Below are 19075 nucleotides of genomic sequence, written 5' to 3'. Positions count from 1 at the left end.
TCGGAATTGGGACCGAATGGGTCCGCAGGTGCAGACTTCAATTCCCGCAAATCACGTCTCTCGAGGCGCAGTTTGTCGTCTGCGAAGCGTTGCAACACGTTCGTTGGCGTCACAACGGTAGCAGGCTAGGTCCTGAGAATCATTGAAGATTTTTTCGGACAGGGCGCTACCATAGGTCGGCGTTTTTACTATGATTTCAGTAGCTTAGGTAGGCTGGTAGCGGGAGAGGGACTTGAACCCCCGACCCCAGGATTATGATTCCCGTGCTCTAACCAACTGAGCTACCCCGCCAGGGCGGCGAAAGGCCCGAAATCCGCCTTAAATCGAAAGGCATTTCGAGGCGTTCGCCAAGGTCGCGCGGATATAAGGTTGGGAGGGCGAGCCTGTCAAGCATCGATGCGCGAGGGGCGCCGGCATATTGTCGCCGGTAAAAGCTTTGCCGGGCTGGCATCTCCGGTAAGCCACCGGGGTTGAGTTCGACGGGGCACGCCGCTATGTCTCGGCCAAGAAATTAGAGTTTGAAGCTGATGAAGCCGCGCATTGCAGTCCTCGGTTGCGGATACTGGGGCAGCAACCACATCCGCACCCTCAAGGCGCTCGGCGCGCTGCATGCGGTTTCCGATGCCAATCGGGCGCGGGCCGAAGGCTTTGCCAGCGAGCAGGACTGCCTGGCGATCGAGCCCGACCAGCTGTTCGTGCGTGATGATATCGACGCCATCGTCATGGCGCTGCCGCCGCAGTTCCATGCCGATCTTGCCGTGCGCGCCGCTGAGGCCGACAAGGACGTGCTGGTGGAAAAGCCGATTGCGTTGACCGTGCCCGACGCCGAGCGCGCCGTGCAGGCGGCCAAGGACAATGGCCGCGTGTTCATGGTCGGCCATGTCTTGCGCTTCCATCCCGCCTTCGAGACGCTGAAGGCGCTGATCGACAATGGCGAGCTCGGCGAGGTCCGCTACATCCACTCGCACCGGCTCGGCCTCGGCAAATTCCACACCGAGAACGACGCACTGTGGGATCTGGCGCCGCACGATCTGTCGATGATCCTGGCCATCACCGGCACCGAGCCGATCGAGGTCAGGGGCGAGGGGGCGGCACTCCTCGACAATCTCAGCGATTTCGCGCATCTGCACATGCGTTTTCCCAACGGGCTGCGCAGCCATCTCTTCACCTCGCGGCTCAATCCCTATCGCGAGCGGCGGCTGACCGTGGTCGGCACCAAGGCAATGGCGGTGTTCGACGATGTCGAGCCCTGGGAGCGCAAGCTGGCCGTCTACCGCCACGCGGTGTGGCAGGACAGCGGCCAGTGGGCCTTCACCACCAACGAGCCGTCCTATGTCGCGGTCGGCCAGGGGATGCCGCTGACGCGCGAGCTCGAGCACTTTATCCAGTGTATCGAGACGCGGGCCGAGCCGCGCACCAGCGGCGAGGAAGCCATCAGGGTGCTGCGCATCCTGACGGCGGGTACAGTCACGCACACAAAGTCCTGAGACCGTTTCGAAACTCTGCTTTTAAGGCAGATCGAAACTAAAACTGTCTCCGAGAGGGTAGTGTTTACTCTGCGGGAATCTGCGCCGGCCTGGCTGCGAGCCGGCTGAGCATGGCTTCGGCCTCGGCGCCGCGCTCGGAGCGCTCGATGAAGCCGCCGCCGAAGACGCGGGCTTCGTTGCCGTCGTCGGAATAGAGCACGCAGGCCTGTCCCGGCGCGATGCCGGACTCGCCGTCGACCAGTTCGACAAAGGTGCTGCCGGCGCGGTGATGCAGCACGGCCGGGCGCGGCGGCCGCGTCGAGCGGACCTTGGCGAACAGCTCCATGCCGGCGGCCGGAATGTCGGACAGCGCGCGATCGCCCAGCCAGTTCATGTTGCGCAGATAGATCTTGTGGGTCTCCAGCGCCTCGCGCGGGCCGACGATGACACGGGCCCGGTCGGCGTCGAGATGGACGACGTAAAGCGGCTCGCCCGAGGCGATGCCGATGCCGCGGCGCTGGCCGATCGTATAGCGCAGGATGCCGTCATGGCGACCGAGCACGCGGCCGTCGATATGGACGATGTCGCCTGGGTTGGCGGCAGCTGGCTTCAGCTTGGCGATGATGTCGGAATATTTGCCCTGCGGCACGAAGCAGATGTCCTGACTGTCCTGCTTGGCGGCAACGGTCAGCCCCATTTCTTCGGCGATGGCCCGCACCGCAGGCTTGGACAGCCCACCCAGCGGAAAGCGCAGATAGTCGATCTGCGCCTGCGTGGTGGCAAACAGGAAATAGCTCTGGTCGCGGTCGGCATCGACGGGCCGGAATAGCGCGCGGTGGGCGCCATTGGCTCCGGAGCGGATATAATGGCCGGTGGCGAGCGCATCGGCGCCAAGGTCCTTGGCGGTGGCCAAAAGGTCGGCGAACTTCACCGTCTGATTGCAAGAGACGCACGGAATGGGCGTTTCGCCGGCAACGTAGCTCTCGGCAAACGGGTCGATGACCGCCTTACGGAAGCGCTCCTCATAGTCGAGCACGTAATGCGGAATGCCCAATGTCTCGGAAACGCGGCGGGCATCGTCAATGTCCTGGCCGGCGCAGCACGACCCGGCCCGGTGCGTTGCGGCGCCATGATCGTAGAGCTGCAGCGTGACGCCGACGACATCATAGCCTTCGCGCTTCAAAAGGCCGGCAACGACAGACGAATCCACACCGCCCGACATGGCGACGACGATGCGGGTGTTTTGCGGGCTGGCGGGAAGGTCGAGGCTGTTCATGGTTCTTTCGTTCTGCGCGGCGCTTCAATGGCAGTGGCGCGAATATAGGTCAACCACACCAGCGGCGCCAGCTTTGCGGCGGTGCCGATTTTGCGGGAAAATTGCGCGTCTGCCCGCCGTTGCCTCAAATGCCGACGAAAAGACTAACGCGGCGTTCATGATCCTTACCTACTCATTAGGGTTCGCTTAGGCAATTTTTAAAGCTGTGGCGGTAATGTGGTGGGGATTGGGTCTTTGAGTTTTTAGTAGAGAGTACGATGACCGATCTTGTTAGACCGCGAGTCAAATATGTTATTGGGCCTGACGGCAGCCCTCTTACGATTGCCGATCTTCCGCCGACGAATACACGTCGCTGGGTTATCCGGCGCAAGGCGGAAGTGGTTGCTGCGGTGCGCGGCGGGCTTTTGAGCCTCGACGAGGCATGCCAGCGCTACAAGCTGACCACCGAGGAATTCCTGTCCTGGCAAGCGTCGATCGACGAATACGGCCTTGCCGGGCTGCGCACGACGCGCATCCAGCAATACCGGCACTAGAGCCAGGACCACAATAGAAAAGGGCGCGGTAACCGCGCCCTTTTGCCTGTCGGTAATGCCTGCTGCTTCAGACCGTCAGCACCACCTTGCCGATCGGCCTGGTGGCGAGAAAAGCGTGCGCGGCGCCCGCCTGTTCGAGCGGAAAGCTCTTTGCCACATGGACCGCAAGCTTTCCCGCATCGACCAGTTTGCCAAGTTCGACGAGGCCTTCACGGTCGGGCACGACGGACATGCGCTCGACGCGGATCCCACGCGCAGCAGCCTTGGCTCGGGTGGTGTCGTGGACATTGAGCAGCGACACCAGGGCGCCACCGTCCTTCAGGACTGTCAGCGATTGGTCGGCATGGTCGCCGCCCATCGGCTCCAGCACCAGGTCGACGTCGCTGACCTCGGCGGCGAAATCTCCCTTGGTGTAGTCGATCACTTCATCGGCGCCGAGCGAGCGGACGAAATCGAGTTTCTTCGGGCTGGCGGTGGCGATGACATAAGCGCCGCGCGCCTTGGCGATCTGCACGGCCAGATGCCCGACGCCGCCGGCGGCGGCATGGATCAGCACGCGCTGGCCGCGCTTCAGGCCGCCATGGCGGACAAGGCCTTGCCAGGCAGTCAGGCCGGCCAGCGGCAGCGCGCCTGCATGAAAGTGATCGATGCCTTGCGGCTTCGGTGCGATTTCATCGGCCGGGGCGACAGCGAGTTCCGCATAGGCTGCGGCCTGCTTGGGAAAATGCGGCATGCCGAACACGGCGTCACCGACCTTGAGGCCTCCATCGACGCCTGGGCCCACCGCCTCGACCGTGCCTGAAATATCCCAGCCCAAAGTGAAGGGCGGTTCGCCCAGCAAAGGATAGTAGCCGGCGCGCACCGAGCCATCGACCGGATTGATGCCGGCAGCATGCACGCGCACGAGCACTTCGCCTGACTTGGGCGAGGGCGCGGGGCGATCGGCGATGACGAGGACGTCGGGCCCGCCGACGGAATTCTGGACAACGGCACGCATGGGAGGCTCCTGCTGGGGTTTTCTGAGCCACTATCATTTCGATAGTAACATTCCCTTGTCCAGTATGTACCTTTTCCATATATAGGAACCTCATGGATAGTGATAATGATTGCGGCTCCGGCTATGACGCCTTCCAGCGGACGTGTCCTTCGCACGCCGTGCTCGAGATGCTGGCCAGCAAATGGGTCTATCTGACGGTTTGTGCGCTGCGCCGTGGCCGGATGCGCAATGGGGAACTGGCGCGCAAGCTGGAAGGCATCACACCCAAAATGCTGACGCAGACCCTGCGCGTCCTCGAGCGCGACGGGCTGGTGCGGCGCGAAATCTTTCCGGTGATCCCGCCGCGGGTCGAATATGAATTGACCGAACTTGGCCAGAACCTGGCGCGGCTGCTCACCCAGATACGCTCCTGGTCGGAAGAGCATGTGCCTGACATCAAGCAAGCGCGGGCGAGGGCGGCGGCGAACCAGGACGGGGATTTGACACGGTCCTGAAGCTGCGGCCGCCTTGCGGCCAGGTCAGCAGCGCCGGAGCCTTTTGGCGCGCTACACGCAAAGCAAAGCGCGGCGTCAGGCGGCGCCGGTCGGGTTAAAACCCTGCCGTCAGCCGATCATGGCGCTGCGACCGCCGAGTTCCGCGTCGCGGATCTTGGTGTCGCGCGATTCCAGCATCTCGGCCTTGGAAAGCTCCGCTTCAGCTTCGCCGAGTAATGATTCGGCAGCGCTTCGCTGCTGGGCGAGGTCGCTTTGAGAGTTTCTGAGGTTATCACGGCGCAGACGCGCCGCCTTGGCGAAGGTCGGATAGGCAAAATGATTGATGTCGGTGATGCCGGCCTTCTTCTCCTCGGCGGTGATCTGAAGCTCCAGTTCAACGGCCATGCGCTCGAACTCGGCGATCATCATGTCGAGCTGCAGCAGCTGCCGCCGCTTCTCATTCACCTGAAATTGCTTCAGCCGAACGAGGTTTTCACGTGACTTCATGATTCGGTACTCCCGGAAACGCACACCTGCACATATCGTCCAATCCGCCCGCCAGGGCCTGGCGCCGCCCGTATCCACCGGCATTCCCCGAACTATGGGAAACAAATCCCTAAAGTTTTTTGCCGGCGGTAACCATTCGTTTACGCGCATTGTTAATCATAAGGGCGAGGACTTAAGGCCGGGTAAAAATTCCGGCTCCCGATACGGAAGCCGGCCAGCGAGTCCCTTGAGTCACTTAGTCCGACTTATTAATGTGTTGCATTAGCGATTTGGTTCTGTGATTCATCATTAGATTCAAGAGGGTGTAGAAAGGGGTTAAAAAATCTGGTATCGTCCTTGGTGCGGAATTAGGTTTTGTTAACCATTCGATGGCAGCCTCTGTTCAGGCAATCACTGCTCCGGTCCCGGATGGGTCGTGACATGGTCCGGCGGCAGAAAAGGGGAATGAAATGCGCGTTCTGCTGATAGAAGACGACAGTGCAACCGCTCAGAGCATCGAGCTGATGCTCAAATCTGAAAGTTTTAATGTTTACACGACCGACCTCGGCGAAGAAGGTGTCGATCTCGGTAAACTTTATGATTACGATATCATTCTTCTCGACCTCAACCTTCCCGATATGTCCGGCTACGAAGTCTTGCGGACACTTCGCCTGTCCAAGGTGAAGACGCCGATCCTGATCCTGTCCGGCATGGCCGGTATAGAGGACAAGGTGCGCGGCCTGGGCTTCGGCGCCGACGACTATATGACCAAGCCGTTCCACAAGGACGAGCTGGTCGCCCGCATTCATGCCATCGTGCGCCGTTCCAAGGGCCACGCCCAGTCGGTCATCACCACCGGCGACCTGGTGGTCAATCTCGACGCCAAGACCGTCGAAGTCGGCGGTCAACGCGTGCATCTGACCGGCAAGGAATACCAGATGCTGGAGTTGCTCTCGCTGCGCAAGGGCACCACGCTGACCAAGGAAATGTTCCTCAACCACCTTTATGGCGGCATGGACGAACCGGAACTGAAGATCATCGACGTCTTCATTTGCAAGCTGCGCAAGAAGCTCGACGCAGCATCCGGTGGCCAGAACTACATCGAGACGGTCTGGGGTCGCGGCTATGTGCTGCGCGAGCCGGAAGACATCCGCGTCAGCGCCTGAGCGAACACCATCCGATTGAACCAATGCAAAAAACCCGGCTCAGGCCGGGTTTTTTGCTGTCCTTTTTGGCCGAAAACGAGCCGAATCAAGCGGCAACCTTCAAGGTACGAAATCGTTCGAGCAGTTGCGGCCGGTTGAACGGCTTCAACAGATAACCCTGGGCGCCGGCGCGCTTTGCCTTCATGATCGAGGCAACATCGACCTCGACCAGCGAGATCAGAATCTGCGGTTTGATCGTGCTCTCCATGGCGCGAACCTGGCGAATGACGTCGACCGCTTGCATGTCCGGCAGGGCGCCGTCGACGACAATCACATCAGGCATCTCGGCAGCGCACATCTCGACAGCATCAAGTCCAGTTGCCGCTTCGATCACCACCATGTCGGAGCCGCCAAGAATCCGTTTTGCAACCTTTCTGATGACGCTCGAATCGTCGACAAACATGCAGCGCTTCATTTCCGGGTCCTCTTTGCCATGGGGCGAACCGGCGGCATCCGGGTATCGGGATGCACACTAGGCCGATCTGGTAAAGAAGCAGAAAAGCCGTTAGGTAAAGTTTTTACAAACATGTCGTCTGCAGCCCCATTCGGCAGGGGCATTGCCGGCAATGAAACTTTCCTGTTCTGAATTGCCGCAAATATCAGCGGGAAAAGATACTTGATTGTTCTTGATGCTCGGACGTCCTGCCGAACGGCTTCGCTCAAGCCGCGGACAGCACGATCTCTTCGGCGGTCGCATGAATCGAGATCGTCATGTTGGCCTCACGCGCCAGCAGCAGCGTGTAGTAGGGCTGGACGGTATGGGCGTCGATAGGCTCCTCGGGCTTGTTGCCGGAATGGAGTTCGAGGAATTTCGGCGGCACGCGCAGCATCGGGCCGCTTGCGGCAAGCGCAAAGCGCGGCTCGGTGTCGAGGTTTTCCAGCGTGACCACCAATCTGCCACCGCGCGGGATGGCGGCATTGGCGACAAGCAGCAAATTGAGCAGCAGCTTGACCTTGTTCTTGGGGAGCAGGGCGCGAACCCCGTTCCAGATCAATTCCGGCTTCTCGTTCTTCAGGAAGGCGATGGCGACGGACTCGGCATCGCCGGTGTCGATCATCATGCCCGCCGAACCGGCGGCACCGAAGGCGATGCGGGCGAATTGCAGGCGGGCCGAAGCGTTTCTGGCGCTCTGCCGGATCAGTTTCATAGCGTCTTCGTCGGCGCCGCCCTCGTCCAGGAGTTCAAGGCCGTTGTTGATGGCGCCGACCGGCGAAATGATGTCGTGGCAGACTCGGCTGCACAACAAGGCTGCGAGATCGGGTGCGGAGAGAGAGAAAAGCTCAGCCATCGGCGAAAAATCCCTGCTAAAATTCACATCCTGGTGGCCGCGCGGCCGACAGCCACGCTCACCACCCGAATCACGCTCTCTCCCCCCAGGCATTCTGAATACACAGCGCCCGAGCGTGCAGCAACAATCCACAATTCTTGTGAGAAAAACGGCATCTTTGCACAGGATGGGAGCCCGTGCAGACAGTCAGAAACAGCCTTCGAACCGCCATGTTCATGTGGGAGGTTAATGGTTGAAAAAGGATTACGGCATAGTTTGCCCGTAACAGTCATCCTTAACGGCCGCCTAAAGAGCCGGACGGGGTGCGAGGCGTCGGCGAAAGTGCTCCCTGACGGAGATTGGAAGCATGGTTTCCCGATTCTACGACCGGACGTTTGTCCGCGTCTTCTTCATGGCGATTGCCCTCATGGGCGCTCTCGCTTTCTCAACCTCTGCGTCGCGGGCACAGGAATACACCGCTCAGGAGATCGTCGATTCCGGTCACAAGTTCTTCGGTGCGACGTCGGGCGGTCTCGCAACCGTCGTCGAGAAGATTTTTGCCTCCTACGGCCTGCCCAATGGCTATCTGCTCGGCGAAGAGGGATCCGGCGCGCTGATCGGGGGCCTGACCTATGGCGAAGGTACGCTCTACACCAAGAATGCCGGCGACCATAAGGTGTTCTGGCAAGGGCCTTCGCTCGGTTGGGATTTCGGCGGCGAGGGATCGCGAGTGATGATGCTCGTCTATAACCTCGACGACGTCAGCAATCTCTACAATCGGTTCGGCGGCGTTGCCGGTTCGGCCTATGTCGTGGCCGGCGTCGGCTTCAACGTGCTGCAGAACAACAGGGTGCTGCTGGTGCCGATCCGCACCGGCGTCGGCGCGCGGCTTGGCGTCAATCTCGGCTATCTGAAGCTGACGCAGAGGCCGACCTGGAATCCTTTCTGAGCGATTCCGACCACACTTCGACCCGATCAACAGATTCTGACCCGCTGCAGCTGCGGCAAACCCTTGCCGCAGCGCTGGATTTGCGTCATGCGAACATGGCAAAGTCCAGACTTGGCGGTTGCCGGATAGCGGCCCGCCCGTAACGGGTAGTCACCTTGGTTCAGTCGATCCTGTTCTTCGCCCTCGGCTTTCTGTGCGCAGGCTTTCTGGCGCTGCTGGTCGCGCCGGCCATCTGGCGGCGGGCGGTTGTGCTGACACGCAAGCGTGTCGAGGCGTCGGTGCCGCGAACGCTGGCCGAGATCCAGGCCGATAAGGACAGCTTGCGGGCCGAGTTCGCCATGACGACGCGCCGGCTCGAAATCAGCATCAAGACGCTGCGTGAGCAGGCGAATGAGCAACTCGTCGAAATCAATCGCGGCCGCGAGGCGCTGAAGGGCCTGGCGGTCGAGCGCAAGGACAAGAAGCAGGCGCTTTCGGAGCTCGGGGAAAAAAACGAATTGCTCCTGCATCGCGAGCAGCAGATACAACAGCTGTCTGACAGGCTTGCACAAACAGAGCGCACGATGGAAAAGCGCGCGCTCGAGCTGGAAAAGCTCGAGCATATGTACGACGACGCGTCCTTCTCCTCCAGCAATCGTCAGATCGAACTGGTGGCTCGCGAATCCGAGCTGGAAAAACTTGCCAACGACATTTCAGTGCTGCGCGGCCAGCGCAAGGAGGCCGACAGGCGCCATCAGGAAGTCGTCACCGAGGCCAAGGCCACGCGCGATGCCTTGAAGGCCGAAAAGAAAAGAACCGCCGACCTCGACAGAAAGCTCGAGCGCCTGCTCGCCACGCTTGCCGATCGCGAGGACAAGCTCGATCGCCGCGAAAAGGAACTGGCCCGGCTTCGCGAACGGGTGAAGGGCGAGGCTGCGGGAGGCGCCGCGGCTGCTGGCCTGGTTGGTGCGCAAGACAGTGCCCGCGCCAGGAACGAGGACATGGACAAGACGCTCGCCAAGCTCGAAGGCGACCGAGAGCGGCTCGAAGCCAGGCTGACGACGCTGGCCCGCGAAAACAAGCGGATGAAGGCGGAGCTTGGCGGTTCTGGATCCGCGAAGCCCGGGAATGGTTCCGGCAATGGCAATGATGCCGGTTCTGCCTTGCGCGAACAGATGAACAATCTGGCGGCTGAGGTCGTCCATTTGACGGCCAAGCTCGAAGGACCTGATTCACCGATCGCCAAGGCGCTGGCGGCGCCGCAGGAAACGCGGTCAGGAACCACCAGCCTGGCCGATCGCGTCCGGGCGTTGCAGAAGGCAGATTTGCCGAGCTGAGTTTCAAGCCCCGGCTTGGAATTGCCTGACTACGCCTATCAGGGCGAAAAATGGTGCAGCGCAATGGCTGACGCGGCAGCAACATTCAGGCTGTCGAACCCTTCCGACATCGCGATCCGCACCGTCCGCAGGCGGGCAAGCAGGCTCTCCGGGAGGCCCTCGCCTTCGGTACCGAGATAGAGCGCCAGTCGTTTCGGTCGCGCGGCATCGCGAATGTCAGCCTCACCACGCGGCGACAAAGCGACCTGGCCGAAGCCCAACTCGCCGAGCTTCGCGATGAAAGCTTCAGTGTCGCCGAAGGACGCAAAGGGCACCTTCAACGCGGCGCCGACGGAGACGCGGATCGCCTTGCGATACAGTGGGTCGCAACAGGTGGCGTCGACGAAGACGGCATCGGCGCCGAAGGCGGCGGCATTGCGGAAGATCGATCCGATATTGTCATGGTTGGCGATGCCGATGAGAACGACGATCAACGCTTCGGCAGGCAAGGTGTCGAGCAAGGCCTCGGCGGGCTGTGGCGTGCCCTTGCTGCCGATCGCCAATATACCGCGATGCATGTGGAAGCCGGCGATCCTGTCCATGACGGCGCTTGCCGCAACGTAGACCGGCAGGTCGGCAGGGGCCTTGCGCAGGATGTCGTCGAGCCCGGCCAGCCGGTTTTCGAGGACCAGGACCGACTCCGCAGCAAAGCGTCCGGCTGACAGCAGGACGTCCAGCACCACCTTGCCTTCGGCAACGAACCGGCCATGGCGGCCGGTGAGATCGCGCTCGCGGATGTCGAGATAGGCGGCGACCCGCGGATCGCGCGCGTCGTCGATCTGGATCGGATCCATCAATACCTCGGCCGGCGAAAAATCGTCAGCGAGGTAAGAAGCGATCGGAGCCGCCAGTAAAGCCCTGCAGGTCAAGTCCCGGCGCGGCGCAGACGCGTTGCCATCTGGGACAAGTCGCCTATCCCGAAAATGCCGTCCAGCATGCGCAACAGTTCGCGCACGGCTTCGGACTTGCAGGAATAGTAGATCATCTGCCGGTCGCGGCGGGTCTCGACAAGATCGAGCGCCCTGAGCTTGGCCAGATGTTGCGACAAAGCGGACTGGCTGAGCATCACCTTTTCGGCGATGGCGCCGACCGACATTTCACCGTCGGCCAGATAGCTCATGATCAAGAGCCGCTTTTCGTTGCCCATAAGGGTCAGAAATGTCGCCGCCGATTCGGCATTGGCGATTAGTTTGGTCGAGACCATCGATGCCCCATGTTTTCCTGCTCATCCAAACGCTATGGGGGCAAATAGCGTTGGCTGCTATAATTCAGCTATGGATCACGCTGCTGATTCAGCGTCGCCTGAATCGTAGATCATTTCGCCCAAATCTCAAGACGTGCTTTTGATTCATGACGATTATCCTTGCGTAGCTGGCGCACGACCGGCTTTGGCCAGGTCGACCAGAACCGGCTGCAGGTCGCGCGCGGTCTTCAATGGCTGCGGAAAATAGACCCTGCAAACGGTGTCGCCCGATGCCAGGTCCATGCCATCGGCATCGAAGCCGGTGATGGTCCAACCATCACCTTCAACCCTGGCGAAATGATGGGCATAGACGGCGATGGCGTCGAGATGGTCGGCATTCATGTGGTCGAGAGCGGATTGTTCGCTGGCGGCCAGCTCGTCGACGATCGGCCCCTCGGTGATGAGATCGGCACGGTCGAGCAGGTAGGCCTTGCCGAAGCCGCCATTCAGGCTGGCGCGCTCCGGCTCGAGGCGAAAGATCGAGAAATCGCCGAGCCCGGCATAGAGCTTTGCCTTGGGATTGCGGTTGAGATAGCGCCGCTCGGCGCGGGCATGCGCGCTCGACCCGCGTTCCAGCGGCTGCGCCCGGCAGACCAGCGTTATCCTGGGATGCGCCAGCGGATCGCCCTTGCCGGGTTCGCCGACAAGCAGCGAGCAGCGCGGCTCGGCAAGGATGGCGCCGGTATGGGCTGACAGCGCCGAGACAAGGATCAGAGGCGTGCCATCGATGTCGGTGGCGACTCCGACCCTGGAGGCCAGCGGTGCGCCGGTCGACGGCTCGATCACCGCGAGGGCGCCGAAACGGGCGCTGCGAATCAGCGTTGCGGCCAGCCTGATCGCCTCGGCGTCCGTCGCGCGAATGACGTCCTTCTTCGGCTGGTCCAAAATGCTCACCAGGTAAGTTGATTTTCTAAATCCAGTTACTGGCCAATCATGCCGGCTTTGACAAGCGCTTTGATCTCGGCTGTCGAAAAGCCGAAGCGCGCCAGCACAGTCTGGGGCAGCTGATCGTCATCTTCAGACATGCCGGCAAGCGCCGGCTGCGAGGCCGAGAAGCGTGGCGCGGGCGCGGGGCGCTCGAGCGCACCGGCCTTCACAAATGCGTGACGCGCCCGGTTGTGCGGATGATCCCTGGCTTCGGCCAGCGACAGAACCGGCGCCACGCAGGCATCGCTTGCGGCAAACAGCGCGTCCCAGTCGTCGCGTGTCTTCTGCCGGAACCGGTCGGCAATGGCCGCGCGCATGTCCGGCCACAACGCCTTGTCGTATTGGCCGCGGACAAAATCCTCGCCGAGCGGCAGCAGCCTTGCGAATGCGGCGAAGAAGCGCGGCTCAAGGCAACCGACCGCAACGTGGCGTGCATCCGCCGTCTCATAGGTGTCGTAGAAGGGCGCACCGGAATCGAGCAGGTTGGCGCCGCGCCGGTCGCTCCACAGACCTGCCGACATGAAGGCGTGTATGGGGGCCGCCAGCATCGAAGCGCCCTCGACCATCGCTGCGTCGATCACCTGGCCTTTGCCGGAGCGCGAGCGCTCGAACAGCGCTGCAAGCACCCCGGCGATCAGCATCATGGCGCCGCCGCCATTGTCGGCGATCAGATTCAGCGGCGGCACCGGCCGACCTTCCTCCCGGCCGATGGCATGCAACACACCCGAATAGGCGAGGTAGGTGATGTCGTGGCCGGCACGACCTGCGAGCGGCCCGTCCTGGCCGAAGCCGGTCATGCGGCCGTAAATCAGCGCCGGATTGCGCGCCAATGCAGCATCCGGGCCGAGACCAAGCCGCTCCATCACACCGGGGCGAAAGCCTTCGACAAACAGATCGGCCTTTTCGGCAAGGCGCAGCAGCAGTTCCGTGCCTTTTGCCTGCTTGAGGTCGACGCGCAGGATGGAGCGGCCGTGACGGTCGAGATTGTGCGCATCGGAGAGCGGCAGCAGGGGTTGGTCCGAACCGGTGCGCTCGATGCGCAGCACCTCGGCGCCCATGTCCGACAGCATCAGCCCCGCCAGCGGCACCGGGCCGAGCCCAGCCATCTCGATGACTTTCAGGCCGGCCAGCGGACCGGTCTTCACTGCGCCGGCCGCCATGGCCGTCTATTTCGGCGCCATGCGGATTGCCCCATCGAGGCGGATGGTTTCGCCGTTCAGCATCTGGTTTTCGACGATATGCAGGGCGAGCGCGGCATATTCGGACGGCTCGCCGAGGCGGGACGGGAAGGGCACGGCCCCGCCGAGCGAATCCTGCACCTCCTGCGGCATGCCGGCCATCATTGGCGTCTTGAAGATGCCGGGCGCGATGGTGCAGACGCGAATGCCGGAGCGCGCCAGGTCGCGGGCAACCGGCAGCGTCATGCCGACGACGCCGCCCTTGGATGCGGCATAGGCGGCTTGGCCGATCTGGCCATCATAAGCGGCCACCGACGCGGTGTTGACGATGACGCCGCGCTCGCCGCCCTGCAGCGGTTCGAGTTTGGCGGCACGGTCGGCAACGAGGCGGATCATGTTGAAGGTGCCGATCAAATTGATCTCAATCACCTTGCGGTACTGGTCGAGCGGATGTGGACCATCCTTGCCGATGGTCTTCAAGCCGATGGCAATGCCCGCGCAATTGACCAGGATGCGTGCTGGCCCAAGTCTCTTTTCCACCTCGGCGAGCGCGGCCGCACCGCTGTCGGCGCTGCTCACATCGCACTGGATGGCGGCGCCGCCAATGTCGCCCGCCACCTTCGATGCCCGGTCGATGCCGATATCGAAAATGGCGACGCGCGCGCCCTTGTCGGCCAGCGCGCGGGCGGTTGCCTCGCCGAGGCCGGAGCCGCCGCCGGTTACGATCGCAATCTGGCCGTTCGGGTTCATGCTGCGTGCTCCGTGCTGCTCCGGGTCATGCTACGGAGGTCGCCGCCATGGTGCAACCTGACCAATGGGGATCCATCGCGACCGGTGCCGCGACCGATCCTGGAGCTCAGGCCATCACTGGTGCCTGCTCCGCGATCCTGGCAAAGCTGGCATGGCCGACCTCGCCGGAGAGCCGTGCCACGGCACCGGGCACGATCTCGTGCGACAGCAGCCGGTCGAGGTCGACCGGGCGCGGCATGGAGATCTGGCCGCGGGGGATCTTTCTGAAGCCGAGCGGGCCGTAATAAGGCTCGTCGCCGACAAGGATCACCGCCGGCGCGCCGGCCTTGGCGGCCGCCTCCAGCGCGATCGCCACGAGCCGGCGGCCGATACCGAGATTCTTGAAGGCGGGCCGCACGGCGAGCGGCCCGAGCATCAGCGCGCGTCCGGCGCCGGCGGCGATGCGGGTCATGCGCACCGAAGCAATGACGACGTCGCCATCCATGGCGACAAAGGATAGCGAGCGCTCGTGGCCGCCGGTCTCGCGGATCTTGTAGGCGGCCAGCACGAAACGGCCGGGGCCAAAGGCTTCGTCGTTGATGGCTTCGATTTCGGGATCATGCGCCGGAGTTTCCGGCAGGTATTTCACGTCGGCAAGGCTCATGGTCTTCGCGGTCCGATAAAGAGCAAAGGTTGCTGCAAGCGGCAGCGTTCGCCAGTCAGCGCTTTCTAAGCGCGGGCGCCCTTTCGTCGTCGGTCAAACCGGATCAAGCCAAGATCGAACATGCGGAGTGTCCGCTAGCATCAATTTCCGGCGGCTGCAATCGGCTGTTTTCATCCGGCGTTTCATACGAGTGACGCTCTGTTCAGCAGATGACGGCTTCGACATTGCCGCCTTGCGACTACATTGGCCAAGGCACGCAAGGAGATTTCGTATGGGATTGCTGGTCGAAGGCAAATGGCAGGACCGTCCGGCCAATGTCGATAGCAGCGGCAGGTTCATCCGCGCCGAGACGCAGTGGCGTGACTGGATCACGCGCGACGGCGCGTCGGCGCAAGGTCGTACGCGCGGCTTCAAGGCCGAGCCCGGACGCTACCATCTTTATGTCTCGCTCGCCTGTCCGTGGGCGCACCGCACGCTGATCTTTCGCGCGCTGAAGAAGCTAGAAGACATCATCCCGGTTTCAGTCGTGCATCATTTCCTCGGTGCTGAGGGCTGGACGTTTTTGGCCGAGGATGGCGCCACCGGCGACACGCTCTACGGCCTCGACTTCCTGCACCAAATCTACACCAAGGCCGATCCAGCCTATTCGGGCCGGGTTTCGGTGCCGGTGCTGTGGGACAAGAAGGAAGAGACCACCGTCTCCAACGAATCCGCCGAAATCATCCGCATGCTCAATTCGGCCTTCGACGAGTGGGGCGATGCCGCTCTCGATTCCTATCCGCCAGGCCTGCGCTGCGAGATCGACAAGGTCAATGCGCTGGTCTTTCCCGCCGTCAACAACGGCGTCTACCGCGCCGGCTTTGCCACCACGCAAGCGGCCTATGAAGAGGCGTTCGGCGAGCTGTTCGCGGCGCTCGACACGCTGGAGGGCCGACTGTCAAAACAGCGCTATCTCACTGGCGAGCGTGTCACCGAGGCCGATTGGCGGCTGTTCACCACGCTGGTGCGTTTCGACCCGGTCTATGTCGGCCATTTCAAATGCAATCTGCGCCGCATCGCCGACTATCCGAACCTTTCGAACTATCTGCGCGACCTCTACCAGGTGCCCGGTATCGCCGGCACGGTGAACCTGCACCACATCAAAATGCACTATTACGGCAGCCACGAGAGCATCAACCCGACGCGCATCGTGCCGGTCGGGCCTGGGCTCGACTATGGCGCGCTGCACGACCGGGCGCGGTTCAGGCAGGCGGCGTGAGCATCGGATTGACAGCCTACCAGTACGGCGATACGGGCTCGCCTTCAAAAACCTCGGCAAGCCGCCGCAGCGTCGCCGGCGTCGTGCCATGCGGCAAGCGGTCGAGCGGAAAGAAGCCTGCTTCGGCGATCTCGTGGTCCGGCAGTTTCGGCGCGGTCTGGTTGAAGGTTTCGATGAGATAGAGGCCGACATGGTCGCGGCGGCTGGAGCGGCGGTTGAAATGCATCGATTTCAGCACCGGCTGGGCTGTCAGCGCGATGTTGCCTTCCTCGGCCAGTTCGCGCACCAGCGCCTCACCAAGCGTCTCGCCGACTTCGACGCCACCGCCCGGCAATTGCCAGCCGGGAACGTAGGTGTGGCGGATGAGGAAGACTGTGTTCGAAGCGCGATCGTGGATCAGGCCGCGCACGCCCAGCGTCATCGGCCGCCGCAGCAGGAAATAGAGATGGAACAGCCTTGCCCTGAGGCCTGCCCAGCCGGTCTGGCGAAACGCCTGCTCCGGGTCCGATATAGCCATGCTAGCGAAACCGTGGATGGGCAGGAAACAGTGAGTGGAAAGCGGGGAGCGCGTCGCCTATGAAGGAAGGATGTTCAGGCTCGCGCATATTTCCGATGTCCATCTGGGGCCGCTTCCCGGTGTAACCTATCGCGAACTCGCGTCCAAGCGCGTCGTCGGCTACGTCAACTGGCAGCGCAACCGCCGCCGCCATATGCACGATGCCGTCATCGACACCATCGTCGCCGACATGAAGGCGAGCACACCCGACCACCTCACCGTTACCGGCGATCTGGTCAATCTGGCGCTCGACGGCGAGATCGAGATGGCCAAGCACTGGCTTGAGACGCTGGGTTCGCCGGAGGATGTCTCGGTGGTGCCGGGCAACCACGACGCCTATGTGCCGGGCGCCTTCGACAAGGTCTGCCGCTCCTGGGCGGCATGGATGAGCGGCGACGGCGTGACTGCGCCGATCGACCGCAACGCTTTTCCCTATCTGCGCGTACGCGGCAATGTCGCGCTGATCGGCGTTTCGACGGCGCGCGCCACGGCGCCGTTCATGGCCAACGGCTTCTTCCTCGAAGGTCAGGCGCAAAGGCTGGCGACAGTGCTCGACGCAACGAACAAACGCGGCCTGTTGCGGGTGATCATGATCCATCATCCGCCGGTGCGCGGCGCCGTCGCCCAGCAAAAGCGCCTGTTCGGCATCTCCCGCTTCCACAAGACCGTTCATAGGCATGGCGCCGAACTCGTGCTGCACGGCCATTCGCATCTGCCGTCGCTGTTCTTCATTGGCGGGCGCGGCGCCAGGATTCCGGTCGTCGGCGTCGCCGCCGCCGGGCAGTCGCCAGGCAGCAAGAACCCGGCGGCACAGTACAATCTGCTCGACATTGACGGGGAGAAGGGCAATTGGCTGATTCGCCTGACGCGGCGCGGCCTGACCGGGCCGGCCTTGCCGCCGTCGGACCTGCAGGTCATTGAACTCGGCGCGCAGACACCGAGGCCTCCAGATCGTTGATCAGAAGCTGATCTTCATCGCCATCAGGCGATCCCAAAACAGCGCGGCCGCCACCGCCAGGCCAACAAGCGCGCCGGCGGCGACGAAGCCCAGGCCTGCAAAGAAGGTTGACCAGCTCTTGCCTGGCGCGGCTGCTTGCAAGGGCGGCTCAGCTTCCGGCACGGCGGCGCGTTTCAGGTCGGCGACGGCCGGCTCGACACCGCCCTCCATCATGCGCTGGCGCTCGACGATACGCTCCGCCACATAGCGCGTGACCTGATCGGCGACCGGTTTCATATCGGTCGATTCGGCGAGCACGACGCGGCCGATGCGGGTATCCCTGAGAAAGCGGTAGGTGCGGCGGTCGCGCCCCATGGCGACATGGCTGACGGCGTCGATCCACAGGCGGGGCTGCAGGCCGGAGGAGACGACGAAGTCGAAATTGTCCATGTCGGCGGGCACGTCGGCAAAGACCGGGGCGAGCTCGGCGGCGAGCAGATCAAGCCGCATCCGGTGCGCCTCGCGCATGTCGACCACGACATCGTCGCGATCGGCGAAGGCATTTTTCACATCGCGAACGGCGTCGGACAGTTTGCGGGAGGTGTCGATGGGGGTGATGTTTTCGCCAGTGTCCTTCATCGGCGTCGCCTCGCTGATATGGTTAATTGCGAGTTAACACAGGCGGCGGCAAAATGCACTGGCGAGATGCGGGGCGCAAGTAAGTTAGCTCGCCGCGGCCTCGAATGTCGGACGCAGGCGCCTGCCGCGGCGTGCCATGTTTCGGCGCACGGCCTGGGCGACCACATCAGGCACTTCCTCGACCAGCATATGGCCGGCATCGAGCACGTGATGAATATGAAAATGCGCCGGCAGACAATCAGCCTGGGTAAAGGGCAACACCGGATCGTCCGTTCCCCAAACCACCATCACCGGCATGTCGAGGGTGTCCAGCTGTTCGCGGGGTATGACCCCCTGCCGCTCGTTCCTGGTCATGACGGCTGATATCTCAATCAGCTTGCGCAACTGGCCGGGGCGACGGCGTACGTCCGCCAGGACGCCAACGATGCGTTCGGGCGGCGGGCTTCGCGGTCCCGACATGGCGGCAAGGCAGGCGCGGATTTCCCGTCTGTCGGCGGCCGCGGCGTAGCGGCGCAACAGCGGTCCGTTGATCTCGGGGCCAACACCGCCCGGCGCCAGAAGCGTCAGCGAGCCTATCCTTTCAGGCTCGGCAAGCGCCATCAGGGAGGCGACCGCGCCGCCCATCGAATGACCGGCGACATGCACCCTTGCTATCCCGCGTGCGGCGATATCGGCGAGAACCGCTCGCGCCGCTGTTTTGGCCGGGCCGCTGCCAGGAAATTCGAGAGACAGTCCGTGTCCCGGAAGATCGTAGGCCAAGGTCCTGACATCGGGCCCTAGCGACGCGGTCACCTCGCGCCAGATATCATGGCAACCACCGAAGCCATGCAGCAGGACGACCGTCTTCGGCCCGGCGCCCCGCTCGGCAACATAGAGGGATGAGACCATGAAAATGTGCGATTATTGCAAGACTGGAGAGGAAATTCGAATCGAGGC

At 62.6% G+C, this 19075-nt stretch carries 22 protein-coding genes and 1 tRNA gene; 8 read left to right on the top strand and 15 right to left on the bottom strand.

Translation table 11 applies throughout. The annotated features are described in order from the left end of the window. Positions 1–214: 214 nt before the first annotated feature. A tRNA-Met gene (locus NLY37_RS16530) sits at positions 215–291 on the bottom strand. Between the two features lie 236 nt (positions 292–527). On the opposite strand from NLY37_RS16530, the gene NLY37_RS16525 reads away from it, so the two are divergent. After that, positions 528–1487 carry a Gfo/Idh/MocA family protein gene (locus tag NLY37_RS16525; protein ID WP_023733399.1) on the top strand — a complete coding sequence of 320 codons (960 nt, stop codon included), beginning with the start codon at positions 528–530 and terminating at the stop codon, positions 1485–1487. A 64-nt stretch (positions 1488–1551) separates the two neighbouring features. Here NLY37_RS16525 and mnmA read toward each other — a convergent pair whose 3' ends face one another. Continuing rightward, on the bottom strand, positions 1552–2742 hold the full coding sequence (gene mnmA, locus NLY37_RS16520) for a tRNA 2-thiouridine(34) synthase MnmA (RefSeq protein ID WP_023683624.1): 1191 nt from the start codon (positions 2740–2742) through the stop codon (positions 1552–1554). A gap of 257 nt (positions 2743–2999) precedes the next feature. On the opposite strand from mnmA, the gene sciP reads away from it, so the two are divergent. Beyond that, on the top strand, positions 3000–3275 hold the full coding sequence (gene sciP / locus NLY37_RS16515) for a CtrA inhibitor SciP (protein ID WP_013529904.1): 276 nt from the start codon (positions 3000–3002) through the stop codon (positions 3273–3275). A 67-nt stretch (positions 3276–3342) separates the two neighbouring features. Here sciP and NLY37_RS16510 read toward each other — a convergent pair whose 3' ends face one another. Next, entirely contained in the window at positions 3343–4272 is a 930-nt protein-coding gene (locus NLY37_RS16510) for an NADP-dependent oxidoreductase (RefSeq protein WP_023741024.1), read from the bottom strand. A 92-nt stretch (positions 4273–4364) separates the two neighbouring features. Here NLY37_RS16510 and NLY37_RS16505 point away from each other — a divergent pair, with 92 nt between their 5' ends. Beyond that, positions 4365–4766, top strand: a complete 402-nt coding sequence (locus tag NLY37_RS16505) for a winged helix-turn-helix transcriptional regulator (RefSeq protein WP_023741025.1) — start codon at positions 4365–4367, stop codon at positions 4764–4766. 108 nt (positions 4767–4874) lie between these two features. Here NLY37_RS16505 and NLY37_RS16500 read toward each other — a convergent pair whose 3' ends face one another. Continuing rightward, positions 4875–5252, bottom strand: coding sequence for a flagellar export protein FliJ (locus NLY37_RS16500; protein WP_023669945.1), 378 nt, complete (start codon positions 5250–5252; stop codon positions 4875–4877). Between the two features lie 449 nt (positions 5253–5701). On the opposite strand from NLY37_RS16500, the gene ctrA reads away from it, so the two are divergent. Then, on the top strand, positions 5702–6397 hold the full coding sequence (gene ctrA / locus NLY37_RS16495; RefSeq protein WP_006203583.1) for a response regulator transcription factor CtrA: 696 nt from the start codon (positions 5702–5704) through the stop codon (positions 6395–6397). A gap of 85 nt (positions 6398–6482) precedes the next feature. Here ctrA and NLY37_RS16490 read toward each other — a convergent pair whose 3' ends face one another. Continuing rightward, on the bottom strand, positions 6483–6851 hold the full coding sequence (locus NLY37_RS16490; protein ID WP_023669946.1) for a response regulator transcription factor: 369 nt from the start codon (positions 6849–6851) through the stop codon (positions 6483–6485). Between the two features lie 244 nt (positions 6852–7095). After that, positions 7096–7725 (bottom strand): histidine phosphotransferase ChpT, encoded by a 630-nt coding sequence (gene chpT / locus NLY37_RS16485; protein ID WP_023669947.1) that lies wholly within the window; start codon positions 7723–7725, stop codon positions 7096–7098. 391 nt (positions 7726–8116) lie between these two features. Between chpT and NLY37_RS16480 the strand changes: the two genes are divergently transcribed. Then, a complete protein-coding gene (locus NLY37_RS16480; protein WP_245259859.1) occupies positions 8117–8653 on the top strand; it encodes a DUF1134 domain-containing protein in 537 nt (178 codons plus the stop codon). A 155-nt stretch (positions 8654–8808) separates the two neighbouring features. After that, complete coding sequence (locus NLY37_RS16475) at positions 8809–9969, top strand: coiled-coil domain-containing protein (RefSeq protein ID WP_023741026.1); 1161 nt, start codon at positions 8809–8811, stop codon at positions 9967–9969. Between the two features lie 38 nt (positions 9970–10007). Here the strand turns inward: NLY37_RS16475 and NLY37_RS16470 are convergent, their stop codons facing one another. The 6 genes from NLY37_RS16470 to NLY37_RS16445 all read right to left on the bottom strand — a co-directional run bounded on the left by NLY37_RS16470 (position 10008) and on the right by NLY37_RS16445 (position 14749). Further along, complete coding sequence (locus tag NLY37_RS16470; protein ID WP_023683629.1) at positions 10008–10802, bottom strand: TrmH family RNA methyltransferase; 795 nt, start codon at positions 10800–10802, stop codon at positions 10008–10010. A gap of 71 nt (positions 10803–10873) precedes the next feature. Then, positions 10874–11212 (bottom strand): ArsR/SmtB family transcription factor, encoded by a 339-nt coding sequence (locus NLY37_RS16465; protein ID WP_023669951.1) that lies wholly within the window; start codon positions 11210–11212, stop codon positions 10874–10876. Positions 11213–11365: 153 nt separating this feature from the next. Continuing rightward, the gene (locus NLY37_RS16460) at positions 11366–12136 is read right to left on the bottom strand and encodes a HugZ family pyridoxamine 5'-phosphate oxidase (RefSeq protein WP_023741027.1); all 771 of its coding nucleotides are present in this window, start codon (positions 12134–12136) and stop codon (positions 11366–11368) included. Positions 12137–12171: 35 nt separating this feature from the next. Beyond that, positions 12172–13338 carry a CaiB/BaiF CoA transferase family protein gene (locus NLY37_RS16455; protein WP_023741028.1) on the bottom strand — a complete coding sequence of 389 codons (1167 nt, stop codon included), beginning with the start codon at positions 13336–13338 and terminating at the stop codon, positions 12172–12174. 6 nt (positions 13339–13344) lie between these two features. Then, positions 13345–14106, bottom strand: a complete 762-nt coding sequence (locus NLY37_RS16450) for a 3-hydroxyacyl-CoA dehydrogenase (protein WP_023741029.1) — start codon at positions 14104–14106, stop codon at positions 13345–13347. Positions 14107–14212: 106 nt separating this feature from the next. Continuing rightward, the gene (locus tag NLY37_RS16445) at positions 14213–14749 is read right to left on the bottom strand and encodes a GNAT family N-acetyltransferase (protein ID WP_023741030.1); all 537 of its coding nucleotides are present in this window, start codon (positions 14747–14749) and stop codon (positions 14213–14215) included. A gap of 271 nt (positions 14750–15020) precedes the next feature. Here NLY37_RS16445 and NLY37_RS16440 point away from each other — a divergent pair, with 271 nt between their 5' ends. Then, entirely contained in the window at positions 15021–16007 is a 987-nt protein-coding gene (locus NLY37_RS16440) for a glutathione S-transferase family protein (protein WP_023741031.1), read from the top strand. 16 nt (positions 16008–16023) lie between these two features. On the opposite strand, the gene NLY37_RS16435 is transcribed toward NLY37_RS16440, so the two are convergent. Beyond that, complete coding sequence (locus NLY37_RS16435) at positions 16024–16524, bottom strand: NUDIX domain-containing protein (RefSeq protein ID WP_031195394.1); 501 nt, start codon at positions 16522–16524, stop codon at positions 16024–16026. Positions 16525–16594: 70 nt separating this feature from the next. Here NLY37_RS16435 and NLY37_RS16430 point away from each other — a divergent pair, with 70 nt between their 5' ends. After that, positions 16595–17521 (top strand): metallophosphoesterase family protein, encoded by a 927-nt coding sequence (locus NLY37_RS16430; RefSeq protein ID WP_023683636.1) that lies wholly within the window; start codon positions 16595–16597, stop codon positions 17519–17521. Here NLY37_RS16430 and NLY37_RS16425 read toward each other — a convergent pair whose 3' ends face one another. Both NLY37_RS16425 and NLY37_RS16420 read right to left on the bottom strand, forming a co-directional pair. Next, on the bottom strand, positions 17522–18139 hold the full coding sequence (locus NLY37_RS16425; protein WP_023741032.1) for a hypothetical protein: 618 nt from the start codon (positions 18137–18139) through the stop codon (positions 17522–17524). A gap of 84 nt (positions 18140–18223) precedes the next feature. Next, on the bottom strand, positions 18224–19027 hold the full coding sequence (locus tag NLY37_RS16420; RefSeq protein ID WP_023699706.1) for an alpha/beta fold hydrolase: 804 nt from the start codon (positions 19025–19027) through the stop codon (positions 18224–18226). Between the last annotated feature and the right edge of the window lie 48 nt (positions 19028–19075).

The sequence above is a fragment of the Mesorhizobium sp. C395A genome, from assembly GCF_030323205.1.
Classification (GTDB): domain Bacteria; phylum Pseudomonadota; class Alphaproteobacteria; order Rhizobiales; family Rhizobiaceae; genus Mesorhizobium.
The sequence above is the reverse complement of the archived record's forward strand: the minus strand, read 5'-3'. Positions and strand labels throughout refer to the sequence as shown.